Here is a 17,906-nt window from a genome sequence, read left to right as displayed (position 1 = left end):
CGCACGGGGACGGCGCGGACCTGAGGGACGGCGCGGACCCGTCCGAAGGGGGCCCGCACGACGTAGCGACCACCGACGCGCCCCGCACCCCCGCCCTCGACCGCCCCGCTCCCGACCGCCCCGCCTCCGACCGCCCCGCCTTCGACCGCCGCGCCTTCGTGGTCGCCGCGTCCGCCGTGGCCGCCGCGTCCGCCGGCGCCGGGCTCCTCGGCCGCCGGCTCAACTCCGGTCGGCAGGCCGACGCTGCCGCCGCACGCTCCCGGATCGCGATTCCCGCGCCCGCCGAGCGGGCCCGGCCGGTGCCCTCCGGCGCCGAGCTGCGCGTGCCGGGGCTCGGCCCGCTGACCACCCCCAACCGGGACTTCTACCGCGTCGACACCGCGCTCGTCGTGCCCCGCGTCGACGCCACCCGCTGGCGCCTGACGATCCACGGCAAGGGCGTGACCCGCCCCCTGGTCCTCTCGTACGCAGACCTGCTGCGCCGCCCCCTGATCGAGCGCGACACCACCCTGACCTGCGTGTCCAACCAGGTCGGCGGCCCCTACGTGGGCAACGCACGCTGGATCGGCGTACGGCTGGCGGACCTGCTCCGCGAAGCGGGTGTACGGCCGCCCTCCGGCGGCGGTCCCGCCGACCAGCTCGTCGCGCGCTCCGTCGACGGCATGACGCTCGGCTCGCCCGTCGAGACGGTCCTGGACGGCCGCGACGCCCTCCTCGCCGTCGGCATGAACGGCGAGCCCCTCCCCTTCGACCACGGCTTCCCGGTCCGCATGGTCGTCCCCGGCCTGTACGGCTACGTATCGGCGTGCAAATGGCTCCAGGAGATCGAACTGGCCTCGTTCGACGACTTCGACACGTACTGGGTCCGGCGCGGCTGGGCCCGCGAGGCGCCGATCAAGACGCAGTCGCGCATCGACACCCCGCGCCCCTTCGCCTCGCCGAAGGCGGGCACGGTGACGGTCGCCGGAGTCGCCTGGGCACAGCACCGGGGCATCGCCCGGGTGGAGGTGCGCGTCGACGGCGGCCCGTGGCAGGACGCCCGGCTCGCCACCGAGACCAGCCGCGACACCTGGCGGCAGTGGCGGTGGCCGTGGCCGGCCACCCCGGGGAGCCACACCCTCGAAGTCCGCGCGACGGACCGCGAGGGCAGCACCCAGACCGAACGCCGCGTCGGAACGGTCCCCGACGGCGCGACCGGCCTCCATTCGGTGGTGGTCTCCGTGACCTGATCCCGACCGTCCCTCCCCAACCCCTCCCCAATTCCCGTACCGCACAAGGAGAACGCCATGAGCACCACCCGTACCCTCGCCCGCCGTGCCGCCCTCGCCGTCGCCGCGGCGGCCGTCCTCCCGCTGGCCCTCACGGGCTGCTCGGACGGCGGCACGTCCACGGACGCCGCCGGCGCCAAGTCCTCGCCCTCCCAGGAGGCGAGCATGGGCTCGGCCCCGTCCGACGCCGCCCCGGCGAGCGGCCCGTTCGGCCCGGGCTGTGCCGGTGTCCCGAAGGAGGGCAAGGGCAGCTTCGACGGGATGGCCAAGGACCCGGTGGCCACCGCCGCGTCCAACAACCCGGCCCTGTCCACCCTGGTGACCGCGGTCAAGAAGGCAGGTCTGGTCGACACCCTCAACAACGCCCGGAACATCACGGTGTTCGCGCCCACCAACGACGCGTTCGCCAAGCTCCCGAAGGCCGATCTGGACGCGGTGCTCGCCGACAAGGCCAAGCTGACGAGCATCCTCACCTACCACGTGGTCGGCGAGAAGCTGGCCCCGAAGCAGCTGGAGAGCGGCACCTACCCGACGCTCCAGAAGTCCACCCTCACCACCTCGGGCTCCGGCGAGGCCTACAAGGTCAACGACGTCTCGAACGTGGTCTGCGGCAACGTCCCGACCGCCAACGCGACGGTCCACATCGTCGACACCGTCCTGATGCCGAAGGCCTGACGGCACCCCGGGCCGTGTCCGTACGCTTCCCCCATGAGCATCATCCCCACGGACACGGCCGCCCGGCCGTCCCCGCCCACCCCGGCCTCCCGGGCCATAGGCACGGTCGTCGGCTCGGCCGTCGGCGACGCGCTCGGCGCGCCCTTCGAGTTCCAGCTCGGGGGCGCGTTCCGCGAGCGGTTCGGCGACGGTACGGGAGAGATGTGCGGGGGCGGCGGCTGGGACCCGGGCGAGGCGACGGACGACACGCAAATGGCAGTGCTGGTCGCCGAATCCCTCCTCGACCACTCCGCCCTGAACCTCCCCGACATCTTCGCCCGCTTCCAGCGCTGGGCGGCGGCCGAGCCCAAGGACATCGGCCTCCAGACCGAGGACGTCCTCACCAACGGCGAGCCCTGGGACCTGGCCGCAGCACTCCACTTCCAGATCAACATCTACGCGGCGGGCAACGGCTCCCTGATGCGGGCAGCCACGTCAGCGGTCCACTTCGCCCGCACGGACCGCGGGACGACCATGTCCGCCGCCCGCCGCATCGCCGCCCTCACCCACGGCGACCGGGCCGCGTGGGAAGGCACGGCGGTCTTCCACGAACTGGTCCGAGCAGCCCTGCACCCCGACGAGAACCACCCCGCCACCGCCGTCGTCGCGGCGGTCCCCGGCGCACTGGCCGAGGTCCACCCGGACCACCGTGCCCGGTGGGCCAAGGTCCTCGCCCCGGACTGGCACCCGGACGACGCCACGGAGTTCAACGGCGCGGTCTGGCCGTGCCTCGGCTCCGCGCTCTGGGCGCTGCACACCACGGACACCTTCGAGGACGCGCTCGCGGCGGCGATCGACCTGGGCGGCGACACGGACACCGTCGCGGCCGTGACGGGCGCGCTGGCCGGTGCGTCCTACGGCGCGGAGGCCATCCCCACCCGCTGGACGGACCCCCTCCACGTCCCCCTCCCCGGCTTCCACCGCACCCTCCGCCTCCCGGACCTGCAGCACCTCGCCCTGAAGCTCGCCCACACCCCGACCTGACCCTCCGCTCTCCAGCCCGCCCGACAGACGCAGCCCGTCCGACAGAGACAGCCCGTCCGGCGTTCGAGGACGCGCGGCGCAGCCGCGCACCGGGCGCGGCCCGGGACATCAACCCCACCGGCGCCGGCCGTACTGCCCCCGCCCCGCCCCTCCGTACCCTTGTCCCGACATGAACCGAAGACCCCGCCGCCGCAGGCCCCCCCCCGCCCCGCTCCCCCAGCGCCTCGGCATCGACCCCCTCCACCTGAAGTTCCCACCCGCCAAAACGGCGGAAGCAGCGGCGGCGGAGACAGGGACAGCAGCCCCGGACCCGCCCACCGCCCGCTCCCACCTCCTCGCCGCCCTCTCCGCCGCCGGCCCCGCCACCGTCGACCGCATGCTCCGCACCGGCGCGTTCGTCACCGCCGACGGCACCCCCCTGGCCCCGGACGCCCCGTACACCCCCGGCCTCGACATCTGGTTCCACCGCGACCTCGCCCCGGAGCCCACGGTCCCCTTCCCCGTCCACGTACTCCACCGTGACGACCACATCCTGGTGGCAGACAAGCCCCACTTCCTGGCCACCACCCCCCGCGGCAGTCACATCACCCAGACCGCGCTGGCACGTCTCCGCCACGACCTCGGCATTCCCGCCCTGAGTCCGGCACACCGACTGGACCGGCTGACCGCGGGCCTGGTGCTCTTCGTCGTGGACCCGTCCGCCAGGGGCGCGTACCAGAACCTCTTCCGGGACCGCCAGGTCCACAAGGAGTACGAGGCGTTGGCCCGGTACGACCCGGACCTCGCCCTCCCCCGCACGATCCGCAGCCGGATCGAAAAGGTCCCCGGCACCGTCGCCGCCCACGAGATCCCGGGCGAGCCCAACAGCGAGAGCCTCGTCGAACTGACCGGCCACAGAGCGGACCTGGCCCGCTACCGCCTCACCCCCCGCACCGGCCGCACCCACCAGCTCCGCGTCCACATGAACGCCGTCGGCCTCCCCATCCTCGGCGACCCGTACTTCCCGCACCTCACGGACCCGGCCCCCGACGACTTCACCCGCCCGCTCCAACTACTCGCCCGCACACTGGAGTTCACCGACCCCCTCACCGGTGCACACCGCCACTTCGAGAGCCGCCGCACCCTCCAGGCCTGGTCCGACCCCGAAGGCTGGGCGGCATGACGAAGGCCCCGGCCGGAACGGATCCGACCGGGGCCCGGTCCTCGCTCGGGCGGACCGGCTAACCCACCGAGCTGTACGCCACCACGCCCCGCCGCACCGCGTCCACGGCCTTCCGGGCGTTCTTGGCGACCGTGCTGTCCTCCCGGGGTGCCGCAGCGGCGACCTGCCCCAGCACGTCGATCACCTGCTTGCACCAGCGCACGAAGTCCCCGGCCGGCATCTCCGCCTCCCGCAGCACCTCGTCCAACGCCTTCCCCGAGGCCCACAGGTGGACCGCCCAGGCGAATCCGAGATCGGGCTCGCGCTGGCCGACCCCCTCCGCCTGGTTGATCTTGTGGTCCTCCTCCAGGGCGTCCAGCCGGCCCCAGATCCGCACCATCTCGCCGAGCGCCTCCTTCGCCGCACCCCCCGGCACCTTCGGCGCCACCGCGTCGTCGGACTGCCGCGCCTCGTACACCAACGCCGAGACGCACGCGGCCAGTTCGGCAGGGCTCAGGCCCTCCCAGACGCCCGCCCGCAGGCATTCCGAAGCCAGCAGGTCCAGCTCGCCGTACAGTCGCGCCAGCCGCTTGCCGTGCTCGGTGGCCTCGTCGCCGCGCAGGTAGTCCAGCTCGGTCAGCAGGGCGTAGATCCGGTCGAAGGTACGGGCGATGGTGTTGGTCCGCCCCTCGATCCGCTGCTCCAGCTGCCTGGTGTCGCGCTGGAGCCGGTGGTAGCGCTCCGCCCACCGGGCGTGGTCCTCGCGCTCGTCGCAACCGTGGCACGGGTGCGCGCGCAGTGCGGCCCGCAGCCGGGCGATCTCCCGGTCGTCGGCCGCCTCCGCCCGCCCCCTGCGGTGCCGCTCGGGTGCGAGGTGCCCGGCCTTGGTCCGCAGCTGGGACGCGAGATCGCGCCGCGACTGCGGGGAGCGCGGGTTGAAGGACTTCGGGATCCGCATCCGGTCCAGCGCCTCCACCGGCACCGGGAAGTCGATGCCCGCGAGCCGCTTGACCTGCCGCTCGGCGGTCAGCACCAGGGGCCGCGGCCCGTCGTGCTGCTCGAACCCGCGGTGCCCGTTGCTGCGGCCCGCCGGGACTCCCGGGTCCAGCACCAGTGCGAGACCCGCGAACTTCCCCGTCGGCACGTGGATGACGTCACCGGTCTTGAGCTTCTCCAGCGAGTCGGCCGCCGCCACCCGCCGCTGGGCCGCGCCCTGCTTGGCGAGGTCGGTCTCACGGTCCTTGAGGTCGCGGCGCAGCGCCGCGTACTGGGCGAAGTCCCCGAGGTGGCAGGTCATGCCCTGCTCGTAGCCCTCCAGCCCTTCCTCGTTCCGCTGGACCTGCTTGGAGATCCCGACGACCGACTTGTCCGCCTGGAACTGCGCGAAGGAGGTCTCCAGGAGCTCCCGCGACCGGTGCCGGCCGAACTGCTGGACCAGGTTGACCGCCATGTTGTACGACGGCCGGAAGCTGGAGCGCAGCGGATATGTCCGCGTGCCCGCAAGGCCCGCGAGCGCGCCCGGGTCCATGCCGCGCTGCCAGAGCACCGCCGCGTGTCCCTCGACGTCGATGCCGCGCCGCCCGGCCCGGCCGGTGAGCTGGGTGTACTCGCCGGGGGTGATGTCGGCGTGCTGCTCGCCGTTCCACTTGACGAGCTTCTCCAGCACCACGGACCTGGCGGGCATGTTGATGCCCAGCGCCAGGGTCTCCGTCGCGAAGACCGCCTTCACCAGGCCCCGTACGAACAGCTCCTCCACGACCTCCTTGAAGGTCGGCAGCATGCCCGCGTGGTGCGCGGCGATGCCCCGCTCCAGCCCTTCCAGCCACTCGTAGTAGCCGAGGACGTGGAGGTCCTCGCCCGGAATCGCGGCGGTCCGCGCCTCGACGATCTCGCGGACCCGCTGCCGCCCGTCCTCGTCGTTGAGCCGCAGTCCCGCGTACATGCACTGCTGGACGGCGGCCTCGCAGCCGGCCCTGCTGAAGATGAAGGTGATCGCGGGCAGCAGCCCTGCGGAGTCGAGCCGCTCGATGACCTCGGCCCGGCTCGGTGTCCAGATCCGGGTGCGCTGGCGCCGCTCGCGCTCCCGGTCGGCCTCGCGGACCATCTTGCCCTTGCGCCGGTCGCGCGGGTTGTACGTCTTCTGGTTCTCCATGCGGGCCATGCGCAGCAGGTCCGGGTTGACCTCGCGGCGCCCGCCGCGGCCGTCGTCGGACTCCTCGAAGAGGTCGTACATCTTCCGCCCGGCCAGCACGTGCTGCCACAGCGGCACGGGGCGGTGCTCGGAGACGATGACGGCGGTGTCGCCGCGCACCGTGTCGAGCCAGTCGCCGAACTCCTCCGCGTTGGACACGGTCGCCGACAGCGACACCAGGGTCACCGACTCGGGCAGGTGAATGATCACCTCCTCCCAGACGGCTCCCCGGAAGCGGTCGGAGAGGTAGTGCACCTCGTCCATGACCACGTACGCGAGGCCCAGGAGGGACTGCGAGCCCGCGTAGAGCATGTTGCGCAGCACCTCGGTGGTCATGACGACCACGGGCGCGTCCGCGTTGACGCTGTTGTCACCCGTCAGCAGGCCGACCTTGTCGGCGCCGTAGCGCTTCACGAGGTCCTGGTACTTCTGGTTGGACAGCGCCTTGATGGGCGTGGTGTAGAAGCACTTGCCGCCCTGCGTGAGGGCGAGGTGCACGGCGAATTCGCCGACGATCGTCTTGCCCGAGCCGGTGGGTGCCGCGACCAGCACGCCCTTGCCCGCCTCCAGGGCCTGGCAGGCCTCGATCTGGAACGGGTCCAGGTCGAATTCGTACATGGCGCGGAAGGGGGCGAGCGCGGTGGCGTCCTCGGCGGCGCGGATCCGGGAGGCGGCGTATCGCTCGGCTGGTGAGAGGTCCTCTGTCATCTTGTCTTCGAGCCTACCCGCCACCTCCGACACTCAGCCCGATCTTTGTTCACCCTTGGAATCCGGCTGCCTGCCCCGGTCCCCGCCACGGTCCCGGTGCGTCCGGCACCAGCACCCGCAGGGCCCCCGGCACGCACCGGGCGGTCAGCGGCAGCGCCCCGAGCGGCTCCCCGTCGGCGTACGCGGTGATCCCCGCGGCCGACAGCTCGATCTTCTTCGCACGGTAGGTGCTGACGGCCCGGTGGCCGAGATGCGTCCCCCGGTACACCTTCGGGAAGACCCGGACGAGGGTCGTACGGGAACAGTCGCCGACCACCGTCACGTCGAACAGCCCGTCGTCGAGGAGGGCGTCCGCACAGATACGCATGCCTCCGCCGTACGAAGTCCCGTTGCCGACGGCGACGAGCGTCGCGGCGATCTCCTGCGCGGGCCCGTCGTCGAGGCGCATCCGGTACGCAGTCGGCCGGAAGGAGGCGAGTTCGGCGAGCATCGCCAGGTCGTACTTGAAGCGTCCTGCGGGCAGCCGCATCCGGTTGCCGCGGTCGTTGACCCGCGAGTCGAACCCGGAGGCCAGCACCCCGCCGAACCACCGGCCGTCGGCCCGCCCCAGGTCGATCTCCCGGACCTGCCCGGCCAGCAGCGCCCCGGCGGCCAGCCGGCCGGCCGCCCACGGGTCCCGCACCGGAAGCCCGAGCGCCCGCGCGAAGTCGTTCCCGGTGCCCACCGCGACCACCCCGAGCGGGGTGGCGGTCCCCGCCACCGCCTGCAGCGCGAGGTTGACCATGCCGTCGCCGCCGACGGCGACCAGCGCCCCGGTCCCGGCGGCGACCGCCTCGCGCGCCCGCCGCAGCGCGTCGCCGGCATCGACGCCCAGCACCGTACGTACCGGGAAACCGGCCTCCCGCAACGCGGAAGCGGCCGGCTGCGCGGCCTGCGCGCCCCGGCCGCGCCCTGCGGTGGGATTGACGAACAGCGTGATCCGTCCGGTCGCGGAACTCTTCACCGAGCTGGTCACAGAAAGGCCCCCCAGGCTTCGTCCGGGGGGACCCTACAAGGTCAGGTGATGTCGTCGTAACCGTTGAGCTGCTTGGGCCCGTGGGCACTCGCCTGCTCCGGCAGCATGCGGGATGCGGAGACCGGTTCGATCTCGTGGTCCAGCGGCTCGGGGCGGAGGTCGAGGACGGACGCCTCGTCGTCGTCGAGAGCGGCGTCCGGGTCGTTGCGGCTGCGCCGCTTGTCGTTCAGCAGCGAGAAGCCGACCGCGACGAAGTAGAGGACGGCGATCGGCCCGGCCAGCGCGAGCATGCCGACGGGGTCGGTCGTCGGCGTGATCACGGCGCCGAAGACGAAGACACCCATGATGACGCCGCGCCACCACTTGATCATGCGCTTGCCGGAGAGGACACCGGTGATGTTGAGCATGATCAGGGCCAGCGGCAGCTCGAAGGAGACACCGAAGACGAGCACCATACGCAGGGTGAAGTCGAGGACGTCATTGAGCTGGAGGATGTTCGCGGACCCGTCGGGCGTGAAGCTGATGAGCACCTTCACGCTGATCGGGAGGATCAGGTACGCGAGGTAGGCGCCGCCCGCGAACAGTGGCACGGCAGCGCCGACGAAGGCGTACGTGTACTTCTTCTCGTTCCGGTGCAGACCCGGCGCGATGAACGCCCACAGCTGGTACAGCCAGACCGGGCTCGACGCCACGAGCCCGACGGTGAGACTCACCTGGATCGTCACGCTGATCGGCGACATGAGCGAGCTGAAGGCGACGATGGCGCAGTTGCCACCGCTGCTCGTGACACCCGGGGCGCACTTCGGCACCGGCTCCGTGATGAAACCGAGCAGCTTCTCGCTGAAGACGAGAGCCACGATGGTCGCCACCAGAATGGCGGACACACCCTTGGCGAGCCGGTTGCGGAGCTCACGCAGGTGTTCCAGGAGGGGCATCCGCCCCTCGGGGTCCTTCTCCGTCTTGCGGGCAGACTTGAGCAACCCACGTCCTCATCTCGTGCGGCAGCAGGTCACCTGTTGCGGTGCCTGCGGCGGACCATGGGTCAGCGCTGGGTGTCGGTGGGCTCGGCCACCGGGCGCGAGCTGGTCACGTCGCCGGGCGCTGCCTTGATGGTGCGGGGGGCTTCCACGACCGGGCCCTGGCTCTGCGGGTCCGCGGGGGCCGGCTCGGGAGCGTCGTCCTTCTTCATCGCCTTGGCCTCGCTCTTGAGGATGCGGGCGGACTTGCCCAGCGAGCGGGCCATGTCCGGCAGCTTCTTGGCACCGAAGAGCAGGAGGACGACCAGAATGATGAGGATGATTTCGGGTCCACCGAGGTTCATGCTGTTTACCTTCTTCACCGAGGCGACAGGGGGGTCTGGCACTCGACCGGCCGGACATCTGTCCGGTCGCCGCGCTGTCAGCGATCGTAACCCGCAGGGGTAAACGCAGGGCAATGCCCGTGCGTCCCCCCGATTGCGGCCCGTCGCCTCGCCAGGGGCCACATCTTCGAGCCTACCGCCCGCTTCACCACTGGTGGAGACCACTGCGGCCACCACTCTGCTACCGCACCGCCTCGCCTACCGCAGTGCCTCGCCGGTCCGCGCCAGGCTTTCCGTCGACCGCTCCAGGTCCCCGGCGGCCACATTGATCCGCTGCGAGGCCTCGGCGACCTGGCGCCCGAGACGGCGCACTTCGACGAAGACCCTGATCGCCAGGACGCCGAGCACGGCGAGTCCGAGAAAACCGAGGGCGATGGCGAGCATGGGCCAGAACATGGGCAGAGCCTAAGGGGTCGGGGCGCGTCGGGCCGGATCGTGGGTCAGAGTGCGGAGTGCAGACGCAGCGTCCGGACTCCGCCCCGGGTGAGGAGCTCCACGATCCGCTCCCCGGCCGGCTTGCGGACCGCGTTCCCGCACTCCGGGCAGGTGAAGGAGTAGAAGGTGGTACGGCGGCTGCCGCCGATCGCCAGCCGGAACTCTCCCGCGTCCAGCTCGAAGCGGGCGCGGCAGTCAGGACAGGCCGCCTTGAAGTGGACCGCCTCCACCGGAACGGCAAAACCAGACATCACGGACATGCCCTCAGCTCTCCTCGTACCTTGTTCTCTACGCCCGACCACAGCCGCACCGATCTCCACACCCACCGCCGCGGTCTCCACACCTACTACTGCGGCCACACGGCGACAGGTGTTACGCGAGCCCGCCCGGCCCCCCGGCCGGCTCCCTCTCGTACGCCGCGAGCGCGTCCCGGGCAGCCTCCCGCGCACTGACCGCGAGCCCGACCGGCGACACGATCCGCCCCTCCCTGCCCAGCCGCAGCGCGAGCCGCCGCAGCGAGGTGGGATCCGGGGTGCGCAGAGTGACCCGCAGCCCCCCGTCGGGCAGCTCCTCGGCACTGTCGTGCGGGTAGTACTCGGCGACCCAGCGCCCGCCGGGCCCCACCTCGACCACCACCTCCGGGTCCTCGGCGGCAGGCTGCACGAGCCCCTCCGACAGGTCCCGCAGCTCGATCTCCGGCGGCGCCGAAGGCTCGTCGAGCAGCTTGATCTCGGCGACCCGGTCCAGCCGGAACGTACGCCGCGCCTCGGACAGCCGGCACCACGCCTCCACGTACGTGTGCCCCACCGCGAACAACCGGATCGGGTCCACCTCGCGCTCGGTCAGCTCGTCCCGGGCCGGCGAGTAGTAGCGCAGCCACAGCCGCCGCCGCTCCGAGATCGCCCGGTCGACCTCCGCGAAGACCCCGCCCTCGGACTCGAACGTCACCGAAAGGCGCGAGCTCGCGCCCGCCGCCTCACCGGCCGCCGCCTCCAGCTTCGCCGTGGCCCGCAGCAGCGCCTGCCGGTCGCCCTCGCGCAGCCCGGGCAGCGTGGACACCGCACGCGCCGCCACCAGGAGCGCGGTCGCCTCGTCGGCCGCCAGCCGCAGCGGCTCGGCGACATCGTCCGGGTTGTGCCACCAGATCCGCTCACCGTCGGTGTCGATGTCGAGCAGGTCACCACCCCGGAAACTCGTCCCGCACATCGGCAGCACGTCCAGGTCCGAGATCAGCTCGTCCTGGGTGATTCCGAAGGCCCGCGCCACGTCGTCGACGTGCGCCCCGGGCCGTTCCCGCAAATACGTCACCAGCGACAGCATCCGCCGCGTCTGGTCGATGGCATTGGTCGCCACGAAGTCCCCGCCCCTCAGCCCTTGGCCACGGCGCGCAGCCGGTCCACGACGTCCGCCCGCAGATCAGCGGGCTCCAGCACGACCACGTCCGGGCCGAATTCGACCAGCCAGGCATCCAGACCGTGCCCGTACGGAATCGCCAACTCGTCCCACCCGCCGCCCAGTTCACGCACCGCACTCGCCCGCGAACGCAGCGGATACCCCGACCCCGTCCGCAGCCTGATCAGCGCAGTGCGCGTCGCGGTCTCCCCCGCCCAGCTCTCCACGGTCTCCCGTACGGTCACCACGTCCGGCACCTCCGCGGTGAAGGCCCCCGCCCGCGAGCGCACCTTGCCCGTGATCCGCGACAGCCTGAAGACCCGCTCCGCACCCCGGTCGCGGTCCCAGCCCGCCAGATACCAGTGACCGCGCCAGCACTCCAGCGTCCACGGCTCCACATGCCGCGTCTCCGGACGGGCGGCGGTCGCCTTACGGTAGTCGAACACCACGGGCCTGCGGTCCCGGCAGGCCAGCATCAACGGCTCGAACGCCGCCTCGTGCACCGGAATCCGCGGCTCCAGCGCACTGTGCTGCTGCGTCGCGTACGGATCGTCCGCCTCCGGCATCCCGGCCGCGCGCAGCTTCTGCAGCGCACCACTGGCCGCCCCCGCGAGCCTCGCCTGCTGCCACACCTTCGCGGCAAGACCGAGCGCGGCGGCCTCCTCGGCGTCGAGCGTGATGGCGGGCAGCCGGTTGCTGTCGCGGCGGGCCAGATAACCGGCGTCGCCGTCCAGGTTCTCCACGGTCTCGATGACCAGACCGAGCTCGCGCAGATCATCCTTGTCCCGCTCGAACATCCGGTTGAAGGACTCCTCGTTGCCCGCCTCCAGGTAGGCCTCGATGGACTCCTTCAACTCCCGCTTGCTGAGCGGGCGCCGGGTCCCCAGCAGGCACAGCGCCAGGTTCATCAAACGCTCGGCCTTGGCAATCGCCATCGACGCCCTCTCTCCCGAAGTGCGCCGTGAACCGTCCGGCGCTACGACCGTCGACCGTACCGCCCCGGGGTGTCGCGGCAAAAGCCGAGGGCAGAACGGCGAGGGCGGGGAGGGCAAGAAACGGGGAGGGCAAGAGCGGAGGGCCCCCGCCTATCCGGCAGGGGCCCTCGCACCGCACCCACGCGCGCGGGTGCGTACCGCTGTCGCGCACTGCGATCAGACGGACACCAGGTCGCAGACGAAGATCAGCGTCTCGCCCGGGGCGATCGCGCCGCCGCCCGCACCACGGTCGCCGTACGCCAGGTGCGCCGGGATGGTCAGCCGACGACGGCCGCCCACCTTCATGCCCTGCACGCCCTGGTCCCAACCCGCGATGACCTGACCGGCACCGAGCTGGAACTCCAGCGGGTTGCCGCGGTTCCACGAGGCGTCGAACTCCTCGCCGGTCGAGAAGGCCACACCGACGTAGTGGACCTTCACGTAGTCGCCGGCCTTGGCAACGGCGCCGTCACCCTCCCAGATGTCCTTGATCTCAAGGTCCTTCGGGACGTCACCCTCGGGAAAGTCGATCTCGGGCTTCTCGATGCTCACTGCTCTGCTCCTACTTCGTACCTGTCGGGACAACCGGGACAGTCTTACATTGCCGTCAGGATGTCCACCACGAAGACCAGAGTGGAGTTGGCCGGCAGGGTCTCACCCTTGGCCTCCTTGCCGTACGCCTTCTCCGGCGGGATCACCAGCATGACCCGGCTGCCGACCTTCTTGCCGACCAGGCCCTCGTCCCAGCCGGGGATGACCTGACCCGCACCGATCGCGGTGACGAACGGCGCACCGGTCTTCCAGCTCGCGTCGAAGAGCTCCGCCTTCGGCTTGCCCTCGTTCAGCTTCCAGGCCGCACCGCTGTACTGCATGTACACGGTCTGGCCCTTCTTCACCTCCGGGCCGTCACCCTCGATCAGCGTCTCCGAGACCAGCTTCTTCGGCGGGTCGTTCTTCGGAATCGTGATCGTGGCGGCCTCTTCCTTGTCCGCCTGGATCTTCGGCATGTCGGCGGCGGTCTCCTTCTGCTTCCCCTCCGCCTTCTTGGGAATGACCTTCTGGATGTCCAGCACGAAGACCAGGTTGTCCTTCGGGCCGACCTTCATCTCCGGCTTGCCCTGCGGACCCCACGCGGCGCTCGGCGGAGCCACGACCAGCACGCGGCTGCCGACCTTCTGCCCCAGCACACCCTGCGCGAACGCCGGAATCACCGTCGGCGCACCCGCCGCGATGATCTGCGGCGGCGCGGGCTTGTCCCCGTACGAACCGCCCAGCGACTGGGCACCCTTCCAGATCTTGGCCTCGTAACCGGCCATCACGAGGTCGCCCTTCTTGACCTCGGCACCGTCCCCCTCGGAGACGGTCTTCACGACGAACTTCCCGCTCGGCTCGCCCTTGGGAATGGTGAGCTGGGGCTGCTTGCCCGTCTCGCCCTTCACCGTCGGCATCGGCGCGGCGTCCGTGACCGGCTTGGGAGCCTCGGGCTGCTTCTGCTGCTCCGCCGCCTTGTCGGGGGACGAGGACGAACTCTTCCCGTCCGTCGGTTCCTTGTCACCGCCCCCGCAGGCTGTCAGCGCCAGGGCCGGAACGATCAGAAAGGCTGCAAGTCGGCGTCGCACAGGTGTCCTCGGGGTTGCTGGGACTGGTCAGTGGCCGCCACTCTACGGCCCGGTCCCCCCAGGACGGCGGAGGGCATGCACAGGGCCCCGCAGACGAATGTCCGCGGGGCCCGTGAGCGAAAGCACTCCGCCGCACACCGGCCGAGAGCCCGATCGGCCGCCCGGCCGGCACCCGGCCCCATGCCCGGTTACATGCCCGGTTACATGCCCGCGATCAGCTTCTCCACCCGGTCGTCCACCGACCGGAACGGGTCCTTGCACAGCACGGTCCGCTGCGCCTGGTCGTTGAGCTTCAGATGCACCCAGTCGACGGTGAAGTCCCGACGCTGCTCCTGCGCCCGCCGGATGAAGTCCCCGCGCAGCCGCGCCCTGGTCGTCTGCGGAGGCACCGACTTGCCCTCGAAGATCTTCAGGTCGTTGCAGATCCGGGCCGCCTGGCCCTTCCTCTCCAGCAGGTAGTACAGACCACGGCGCCGGTGGATGTCGTGGTAGGCGAGGTCTATCTGCGCGACCCTCGGGTGCGACATGGGCATGTTGTGCTTCGCCCGGTACCGCTCGATCAACTGGTACTTCATGACCCAGTCAATCTCGGTGGAGATCCGGTCCAGGTCCTCCGCCTCGATGGCGTCGAGGGTCCGGCCCCACAGCTCCAGGACCTTCGCCACGTTCCCCTCGCGGATCCCGCGGCGGTCGACGAAGTCCACGGCCTTCTCGTAGTACTCGCGCTGCACCTCCAGCGCGGACGCCTCCCGCCCACTGGCGAGACGCACCTTGCGCTGACCCGTGATGTCGTGACTGACCTCACGGATCGCCCGGATCGGGTTCTCCAGCGTCAGGTCCCGCATCACCGTGCCCGCCTCGATCATGCGCAGCACGAGATCGGTGGCACCGACCTTCAGCAGCATGGTCGTCTCGGACATGTTCGAGTCGCCCACGATCACATGCAGACGGCGGTAGCGCTCCGCGTCCGCATGCGGCTCGTCGCGGGTGTTGATGATCGGCCGGGACCGGGTCGTCGCGGAACTGACGCCCTCCCAGATGTGCTCGGCACGCTGGCTCACGCAATACACCGCACCGCGCGGCGTCTGCAGCACCTTGCCCGCACCGCACAACAACTGGCGCGTCACCAGGAACGGAATCAGGATGTCCGCGAGCCGCGAGAACTCACCGTGACGGGCCACCAGGTAATTCTCGTGGCAGCCGTAGGAGTTCCCGGCGGAATCGGTGTTGTTCTTGAACAGATAGACGTCGCCCGCGATTCCCTCCTCGTGCAGGCGGCGTTCGGCGTCGACGAGCAGGCCTTCGAGAATGCGCTCGCCGGCCTTGTCGTGGGTGACCAGCTCGGTCAGGTTGTCGCACTCGGGAGTTGCGTATTCCGGATGCGATCCCACGTCGAGGTACAGGCGGGCGCCGTTCCGCAGGAAGACATTGCTGCTGCGGCCCCATGACACAACACGGCGGAAGAGGTAGCGCGCCACTTCGTCAGGAGACAGTCGGCGCTGTCCCCTGAACGTGCACGTGACGCCGTACTCGTTCTCCAGCCCGAAAATGCGGCGGTCCATGTCTGAACATTACGCCTGATGGCCTGAGCTGAAACCGGGTTCGGCTGCACCGATTCGATCATTTTCAAAAGCCCCGCCGATGTTTACGGCGGTTGCGCCTCCCTCGCCCGTCGGACCGTCAGCCGGAGGAACCGTCAGCACCCGGCGCGTCGCCAGCAGAACCAGCAGCGCCAGCACTCCACCCGCCGCCGCCACCGCGAAACTCGCCGCTGTACCGCCCAGTTCGACCGCAGGACCCGCCGCCCCCGTACCGACCGCCGAACCCACCCCGAACGTCGTCACCAGCCACGAGAACGCCTCCGTCACCGTCCCGCGCGGCGCATGACGGTCCACCACGATGAACGCACACGCCAGCGCCGGCGCCAGGAACACCCCCGCCACACCCGCCAGCACCGACATCGCCACGATCCCCGGCGTCAGCATCAACGGCAGATAACCGGCCGCCAGCAACGCCACGATCACCCGCAGCCGCGGCTCCGGAGCCCCCGCCCACTGCCGCGCCCCGTACACCAGACCACCCACCAGCGCACCGAGCCCCAGCGCCGCCATCAGCACCCCGTACACCCACGGCTTCCCGTGGTCGTCGCCGTACGCCACCCCCGCCACCGTGATCGAACCCAACGCCACCCCGACGAAGAAGAACGCCCCCAGCAGGGCCAGCAGACCCGGCGAACGCAGCGCCCCCAGCCAGTGCGCCTCGCGCGGCGCGGAGCGCCACTTGCGCGACGGCTCCGACACCACGACCGACAACGCGCCCAGCACACCGATCCCGTTGATCACCAGCAGCGCCGCCGCCGGGGACCACAGCGACACCAGCAACGTCACCAGCAGCGGGCCGACCGTGAACATGATCTCCTGGGCGACCGCGTCCATCGCATACGCCCGGTGCACCTTGTCGCCGTCCCCCAGCACGCTCGGCCACAGCGCCCGCAGCCCGCCCTCAAGAGGCGGTGTGAAGAGACCCGCGACCACCACCGCCGCGTACGCGAGCACCAGGTGGTCGGTCCCGGCCAGGCAGAGCAGCAGCACACCGAGCGCGGACACGAACGCCGCGGGGAACTGCACCCTCGGCTGCCCCCGCAGGTCCACCGCCCGGCCGAGCAGCGGCTGCCCGACCGCGTTCGCCACCCCGTACACCGCCGCCAGCGCGCCGCCCAGGGTGTAGCTGCCGCCCTCGGCCCGGGTGAACAGCATGATCGCGATCGGCGCCGTCGCATTGGGCAGTCGCCCCACCAGCGTCCCGGCCAGCAGACGCGCGGCGTGCCGCGTCCCGAGCAGTTCGGCGTATCCCGCGGCCATCTTGTCCCGCCCTTCTCCCCGGGCACCGCCCGCGCGCACACCCAGGTTTTACGTATAACGTCCGGCGTCATACGTACCATGTGCACAGGCCGGAGGTCCACCTCCCGGCCCCGGCCCAGGCACGTACGGAGAACCCGGTGACCACCCCCGCCCACCCCACCCGCACCACCCCCACCAGCCGGGACGTCGCCCGGGCAGCAGGCGTCTCCCAGGCCACCGTCTCCCTCGTCCTCGGCGACAAATGGCAGGGCCGCGTCTCCGAACGCACCGCAGGACTCGTCCGCACCACCGCCGCCGACCTCGGCTACCGCCCCAACCAGGCCGCCCGAAGCCTCCGCCTCGGCCGCACCCGCACCGCCCTCCTCGTCGTCCCCGCCCTCACCAACGAATTCTTCGCCCGCGTCTACGCCGGAGCCGCCGCCACCGCCGCCGAACACGGCTTCGGCGTCGTCCTCTACCCCTCCCCCGACGGCATCGGCCCCGCCCGCGACCCCTTCGCCTCCGCCCGCACCGCCCTCGACGGCGTCATCGCCTCCTCCATGGCCACCGGCGCACTCGGCGCCCTGCGCAGCGCGGGCCTCCCCCTCGTCATGCTCGACAGCGACCCCGACGACACCGACGGCCCCGGCGGCCCAGGGAGCACCGGCGGTCCGGGAGGCACCGGCGACGCCGCCGCCCACGTCAACCTCGCCATCGCCGACGGCATGCACCAGATCGCCGCACACCTCCTCGGCCTCGGCCACCGCCGCTTCGTCCACCTCGCATCCGCCGTCGACTCCTGGACCTTCGACGTACGCGCCCGCGCACTCACCGAAGCCCTCGCCACCACCCCCGACGCAACGGCGCACACCGTACGAGCCGCCCTCGACGTCCACAGCGCCCGCGAAGCCACCACCCGCACCCTCACCGCATCCACCACCCGCCCCACCGCCCTGATCTGCGACGACGACATCCTCGCCGCCGGCGCCTGCAAGGCCCTGCACCGCCTCGGACTCCGCGTCCCCCACGACGTCTCCGTCACCGGCTTCGACGACCTCGCCCTCGCCACCGCCCTCGAACCCGAGCTGACGACCGTACGACTCCCCGCCGAACAGGTCGGAAACCGCGGCATGGCAGCCCTCCTCGCCGTACTGGAGGGCCGCACCCCGGACAGCACCGACCTCCCCGTCGAACTCGTCGTACGGGACTCCACGGCGCCCCCCGCACACTGAAGCCCGCCCCACGACACACGTGTGGCCCCGGAC

17 protein-coding genes are annotated in these 17,906 nt (G+C 71.4%); 5 read left to right on the top strand and 12 right to left on the bottom strand.

The features are described 5' to 3' along the window. The 4 genes from ACWGIG_RS24490 to ACWGIG_RS24475 form a co-directional block, all read left to right on the top strand. The coding region (locus ACWGIG_RS24490) for a molybdopterin-dependent oxidoreductase (RefSeq protein ID WP_453323804.1) at positions 1-1,229 on the top strand (1,229 nt) is incomplete at its 5' end. Between the two features lie 57 nt (positions 1,230-1,286). Beyond that, positions 1,287-1,943 (top strand): fasciclin domain-containing protein, encoded by a 657-nt coding sequence (locus tag ACWGIG_RS24485; protein ID WP_453323803.1) that lies wholly within the window; start codon positions 1,287-1,289, stop codon positions 1,941-1,943. Positions 1,944-1,976: 33 nt separating this feature from the next. Continuing rightward, the gene (locus ACWGIG_RS24480; RefSeq protein WP_453323802.1) at positions 1,977-2,966 is read left to right on the top strand and encodes an ADP-ribosylglycohydrolase family protein; all 990 of its coding nucleotides are present in this window, start codon (positions 1,977-1,979) and stop codon (positions 2,964-2,966) included. A 169-nt stretch (positions 2,967-3,135) separates the two neighbouring features. Beyond that, the gene (locus tag ACWGIG_RS24475) at positions 3,136-4,128 is read left to right on the top strand and encodes an RluA family pseudouridine synthase (RefSeq protein ID WP_453323801.1); all 993 of its coding nucleotides are present in this window, start codon (positions 3,136-3,138) and stop codon (positions 4,126-4,128) included. A 58-nt stretch (positions 4,129-4,186) separates the two neighbouring features. Here the strand turns inward: ACWGIG_RS24475 and ACWGIG_RS24470 are convergent, their stop codons facing one another. From ACWGIG_RS24470 to ACWGIG_RS24415, 12 genes are all read right to left on the bottom strand, one after another. After that, entirely contained in the window at positions 4,187-7,006 is a 2,820-nt protein-coding gene (locus ACWGIG_RS24470; RefSeq protein WP_453323800.1) for a DEAD/DEAH box helicase, read from the bottom strand. A gap of 49 nt (positions 7,007-7,055) precedes the next feature. Continuing rightward, positions 7,056-8,021 (bottom strand): diacylglycerol kinase, encoded by a 966-nt coding sequence (locus tag ACWGIG_RS24465; protein WP_453323799.1) that lies wholly within the window; start codon positions 8,019-8,021, stop codon positions 7,056-7,058. Positions 8,022-8,062: 41 nt separating this feature from the next. Continuing rightward, complete coding sequence (tatC, locus tag ACWGIG_RS24460; RefSeq protein ID WP_453323806.1) at positions 8,063-8,956, bottom strand: twin-arginine translocase subunit TatC; 894 nt, start codon at positions 8,954-8,956, stop codon at positions 8,063-8,065. Between the two features lie 107 nt (positions 8,957-9,063). After that, positions 9,064-9,342, bottom strand: coding sequence for a Sec-independent protein translocase subunit TatA (gene tatA, locus ACWGIG_RS24455; protein WP_453323798.1), 279 nt, complete (start codon positions 9,340-9,342; stop codon positions 9,064-9,066). Positions 9,343-9,579: 237 nt separating this feature from the next. Next, a complete protein-coding gene (locus ACWGIG_RS24450; protein WP_453323797.1) occupies positions 9,580-9,777 on the bottom strand; it encodes a hypothetical protein in 198 nt (65 codons plus the stop codon). A 44-nt stretch (positions 9,778-9,821) separates the two neighbouring features. Further along, entirely contained in the window at positions 9,822-10,067 is a 246-nt protein-coding gene (locus ACWGIG_RS24445; protein ID WP_453323805.1) for a hypothetical protein, read from the bottom strand. Positions 10,068-10,188: 121 nt separating this feature from the next. Beyond that, positions 10,189-11,169, bottom strand: a complete 981-nt coding sequence (locus ACWGIG_RS24440) for a helix-turn-helix transcriptional regulator (protein WP_453323796.1) — start codon at positions 11,167-11,169, stop codon at positions 10,189-10,191. A 14-nt stretch (positions 11,170-11,183) separates the two neighbouring features. Further along, complete coding sequence (locus ACWGIG_RS24435; RefSeq protein ID WP_453323795.1) at positions 11,184-12,143, bottom strand: helix-turn-helix transcriptional regulator; 960 nt, start codon at positions 12,141-12,143, stop codon at positions 11,184-11,186. Positions 12,144-12,359: 216 nt separating this feature from the next. Continuing rightward, entirely contained in the window at positions 12,360-12,734 is a 375-nt protein-coding gene (locus ACWGIG_RS24430) for an FKBP-type peptidyl-prolyl cis-trans isomerase (protein ID WP_453323794.1), read from the bottom strand. 44 nt (positions 12,735-12,778) lie between these two features. Then, entirely contained in the window at positions 12,779-13,801 is a 1,023-nt protein-coding gene (locus ACWGIG_RS24425; RefSeq protein ID WP_453323793.1) for an FKBP-type peptidyl-prolyl cis-trans isomerase, read from the bottom strand. Between the two features lie 200 nt (positions 13,802-14,001). Next, entirely contained in the window at positions 14,002-15,363 is a 1,362-nt protein-coding gene (gene pafA / locus ACWGIG_RS24420; protein WP_453323792.1) for a Pup--protein ligase, read from the bottom strand. Between the two features lie 9 nt (positions 15,364-15,372). Then, entirely contained in the window at positions 15,373-16,662 is a 1,290-nt protein-coding gene (locus ACWGIG_RS24415) for an MFS transporter (protein WP_453323791.1), read from the bottom strand. Between the two features lie 137 nt (positions 16,663-16,799). Here ACWGIG_RS24415 and ACWGIG_RS24410 point away from each other — a divergent pair, with 137 nt between their 5' ends. Next, on the top strand, positions 16,800-17,873 hold the full coding sequence (locus ACWGIG_RS24410; RefSeq protein ID WP_453323790.1) for a LacI family DNA-binding transcriptional regulator: 1,074 nt from the start codon (positions 16,800-16,802) through the stop codon (positions 17,871-17,873). Positions 17,874-17,906: the final 33 nt, after the last annotated feature.

It is taken from the genome of Streptomyces sp. NPDC054863 (assembly GCF_053610825.1).
Note: the sequence above shows the minus strand (reverse complement) of the source record. Positions and strands in the feature narration are given on the sequence as shown.